The following is a 3,755-nucleotide window of genomic DNA, read 5'->3' on the forward strand; positions in this document are numbered from 1 at the left end:
CAGATCCTCCATGCCTGGAAGGCAGGCCCGCAGACCGTGGGCCTGCGCCGGCAGCTCGAGGCCATGCCGGACGGCGGCACCTTTGCCATCACCATTCCGCTTGCCCCGTATCGCTGCCCGCCCGGCCCCTATGAGCGCGCCTGCCTGGTCGCGGACTATTTCAAGCAAGCCAAGCCCCGCAGCAAGGTGCTGATCCTCGACGCCAATCCCGACGTCACCTCCAAAGGCGCGCTGTTCAAGCAGGTCTGGGCCACACGCTACCAGGGCATGATCGAGTACCGGCCGCAATACAACACCGTCGACGTGGACCCCGCCACGCGCACGCTCAAGTTCGAGGTACAGGACGACGAGCGCGCCGACGTGCTCAACGTGCTGCCGCCGCAGCGCGCCGGCGCCATTGCGGTGGCAAGCGGGCTGGCCACCGCCAACGGCCGCTGGTGCGAAGTCGACTTCCTCACCTTCGAGTCGAAGGCCGCGCCGGATATCCATGTGCTCGGCGACGCCATCCAGATCGCCCCGCTGATGCCTAAATCCGGCCATATGGCCAACCAGCACGGCAAGGTGGCCGCAGCCGCCATCGTGTCGTTGCTGGCCGGACAGGCGCCGAACCCCGAGCCGCTGTACAACAACACCTGCTACAGCTTTACCTCGGGGCGCGAAGCGATCCACGTCGCCAGCGTGCATCGCTACGATGCCGCGCAACAGACCATGGTCACGGTGGCCGGCGCAGGAGGACTGTCAGCGGCACCGAACGCGCTGGAAGCCACTTATGCACAGGCGTGGGCGGATGCGATCTGGAGCGATATGCTGGGCTGAAGGCATATCGCAACACCGCGCGGTGACGTGCAAGGCGCGCAATGTGGATGCGCCTTGCATAGGCTCCCGCGATAGCAGGCCGGCACCAGTTCGGCTGCGCCGCACAAAGGGGTAAACACTATATGCGCAATTACGCATATACGAATATATTGAACGGCATGGACGAGATGGATCGCGTGTTCGAGAAGGTGTCGGGGTATTTCAGCCTGCTGGCGGAGCCCACCAGGCTGAAGATCCTGCACGCGCTGTGCGATGGCGAAAAACCGGTGGGCACCGTGGTGGAGACGGTGGGATCGTCGCAGACCAATGTCTCCAGGCATCTCACGGCGATGTACCGCGCAGGCGTGCTGTCACGCCGCAAGGAAGCCAACCTGGTCTTCTACGCGATCGAGGACGAGAGCGTGGTGGAGCTGTGCCGCACGGTCTGCGTGCAGGTGGCCAGCCGGCTGGAGGAGAGCGCCTTGCCCGTGGGCATGGTCGACCGCTTCATGCCGCAGCCAGCCCCCGCGCCGCGCCGCCGCGCCCGCCAAGGCCGCTAAGGCAAGGCGGACGGCGGCACCGGCTCCACGCTCGCACGCAGGTTTTACGGCGGCAGTCCGCATGCGCGGACGCCGGCCGACAACAGGCTGGCCGACGGCACTTGCTGCCGGACGAGCGAGCCGGAGGAGACCGCAGTGCCGGACCAGAGCCGCCCTGGGCGCATCGTGCGTGCGCCGGAGCATTTCGTCAGCGCATCGCAGCAGCGGGACATCGCGCAGCACGGCCTGGGCGCGCCGGACAGCCCGCGCCGTGCTTTCCTGCGCCAGAGCTTCCTGGGCGCCGCGACCGCGCTTGCCGCCGGCGCTGTGGGCAGGGCGCGCGGCGCGGATACCGCACCCGCAGGCGACGGCGACGAAGCCATCCTCAAGCCGCAACCCTGGGCCACCACGCTTGGCCAGCCGGTTGCCGCGCATCCCTACGGCCAGCCTTCCGCTTACGAGAAGAACCTTGTGCGCCGCGAGTCGCCGGGGCTGACGCGGGTGTCCGCCGCCTCCGTGGCCTTCGCGCCGCTGCAGGGTTTCTTCGGCATCATCACGCCCAACGGCCTGCATTTCGAGCGCCACCACCAGGGCTGGCAGGATATCGATCCGGCCCGCCACCGCCTGATGATCAATGGCATGGTGAAGGCGCCGCGCGTCTACACCATGGACGACCTGATGCGGCTGCCGGCGGTATCGCGCATGCACTTCATCGAATGCGGCGCCAACACCGGCATGGAGTGGGGCAACGTGGCGGTGCCCACCGTGCAATACACGCACGGCATGTTGTCGTGCTGCGAGTTCACCGGCGTGCCGCTCAAGGTCCTGCTCGACGACGCCGGCGCGGACTTCCGGCGCGGGCGCTATCTGCTCGCCGAAGGCGGCGACGGTTCGGGCATGACACGCACCATCCCGATGGCGCTGGCCGACGAGATCATCGTCGCCTGGGGCATGAACGGCGAGATGCTGCGTCCCGAGAACGGCTATCCACTGCGGCTGGTGGTGCCTGGCGTGCAGGGCGTGTCGTGGGTCAAGTGGCTGCGCCGGCTGGAGCTGGGCGACCAGCCGTGGAACACCAAGGACGAGACCGTGCACTACGTCGACATGATGCCCGACGGCATGCTGCGCCAGTACACCTCGATCCAGGAATGCAAGTCGGTCATCACCACGCCCTCGGGCGGGCAGCAGATGGTGGGGCGCGGTTTCTACAACGTCAGCGGGCTGGCCTGGTCCGGGCGCGGGCGGGTCAAGCGGGTCGATGTGTCCGTCGACGGCGGGCGCAACTGGCGCAGCGCGCGGCTGGAGACGCCGGTGCTCTCCAAATGCCTGACACGTTTCAACCTGGACTGGGTCTGGGACGGCGCCCCCGCGATCCTGCAAAGCCGCGCCATCGACGAGACCGGCTATGTGCAGCCTCGGCTGGCGCAATTGCGCGCGGTGCGCGGCTCGCGTTCGATCTACCACAACAATGCCATCCAGAGCTGGCAGGTATCCGACAGCGGCGAGGTCTCCAATGTCCACGTGGATTGAGGGCGCGCGCGCAGGGCTGATGGCTGCCGGCATGGCGCTGCTGGCCGCGCAGGCCAGTGCCGCTTCGCCGGCCGAAACCGCGCGCGCCGCGCTGGGCCGCACCGCCACCCCGGCCGAGGTCCGTGCCTGGGATATCGACGTACGGCCGGATTTCCAGGGCTTGCCCAAGGGCAGCGGCACGGTGTCGCAGGGGCAGGCCGTCTGGGATGCCAAATGCGCCTCCTGCCACGGCGACTTCGGCGAATCCAACGAGGTGTTCTCGCCCATCGTCGGCGGCACCACCGCCGAGGACATCAAACGCGGACGGGTGGCCTCGCTGACCGGCAACCAGCCGTACCGCACCACGCTGATGAAGGTCAGCACCGTCAGCACGCTGTGGGACTACATCCATCGCGCGATGCCGTGGAACGCGCCGCGCAGCCTGTCGCCCGGCGAGGTCTATGCGGTCACGGCCTACCTGCTCAACCTGGGCGATATCGTGCCGGCGGACTTCACCTTGTCGGACGACAATATTGCCGCGGTGCAACAGAAGATGCCCAACCGCAATGGCATGACCCTGGAACACGGCCTGTGGCCGGGGCGCGGCCAGCCGGATACGCGCAACGCAGCCTGCATGAAGGATTGTGCCGCCACGGTGAAGGTGGTGTCGGCCATGCCGGCCTATGCCCGCGACGCCCATGGCGACCTGGCAGCGCAGCAGCGCACCTTCGGGCCCACGCGGGGCGTGGCAACCGGCGGCACCGCCAGCGCGCCCGCGGCCGCCGGCCCGGCCGAAGCGGCGGGGGCGAAGCTGGCTGGCCAGTACCAGTGCACGGCCTGCCACGCGGCGGACAGCAAGCGGGTGGGGCCCAGCTTTGCCGACATCGCGCGCAAATACCGGGGCCAGGAGGC

General features: G+C 68.4%; 4 protein-coding genes. All 4 read left to right on the forward strand.

The genetic code is table 11. The features are described 5' to 3' along the window. The coding region (locus P3W85_RS07670) for an NAD(P)/FAD-dependent oxidoreductase (RefSeq protein ID WP_276264331.1) at nucleotides 1-816 on the forward strand (816 nt) is incomplete at its 5' end. Between the two features lie 122 nt (nucleotides 817-938). Continuing rightward, nucleotides 939-1,355, forward strand: coding sequence for an ArsR/SmtB family transcription factor (locus tag P3W85_RS07675; RefSeq protein WP_035817385.1), 417 nt, complete (start codon nucleotides 939-941; stop codon nucleotides 1,353-1,355). A 135-nt stretch (nucleotides 1,356-1,490) separates the two neighbouring features. Then, on the forward strand, nucleotides 1,491-2,864 hold the full coding sequence (gene soxC, locus P3W85_RS07680; protein WP_276264332.1) for a sulfite dehydrogenase: 1,374 nt from the start codon (nucleotides 1,491-1,493) through the stop codon (nucleotides 2,862-2,864). Further along, on the forward strand, nucleotides 2,848-3,755 hold a 908-nt coding region (locus P3W85_RS07685), incomplete at its 3' end, for a c-type cytochrome (RefSeq protein WP_276264333.1). The genes soxC and P3W85_RS07685, both read left to right, overlap by 17 nt.

It is taken from the genome of Cupriavidus basilensis (assembly GCF_029335485.1).
Classification (GTDB): Bacteria; Pseudomonadota; Gammaproteobacteria; order Burkholderiales; family Burkholderiaceae; genus Cupriavidus; species Cupriavidus basilensis_E.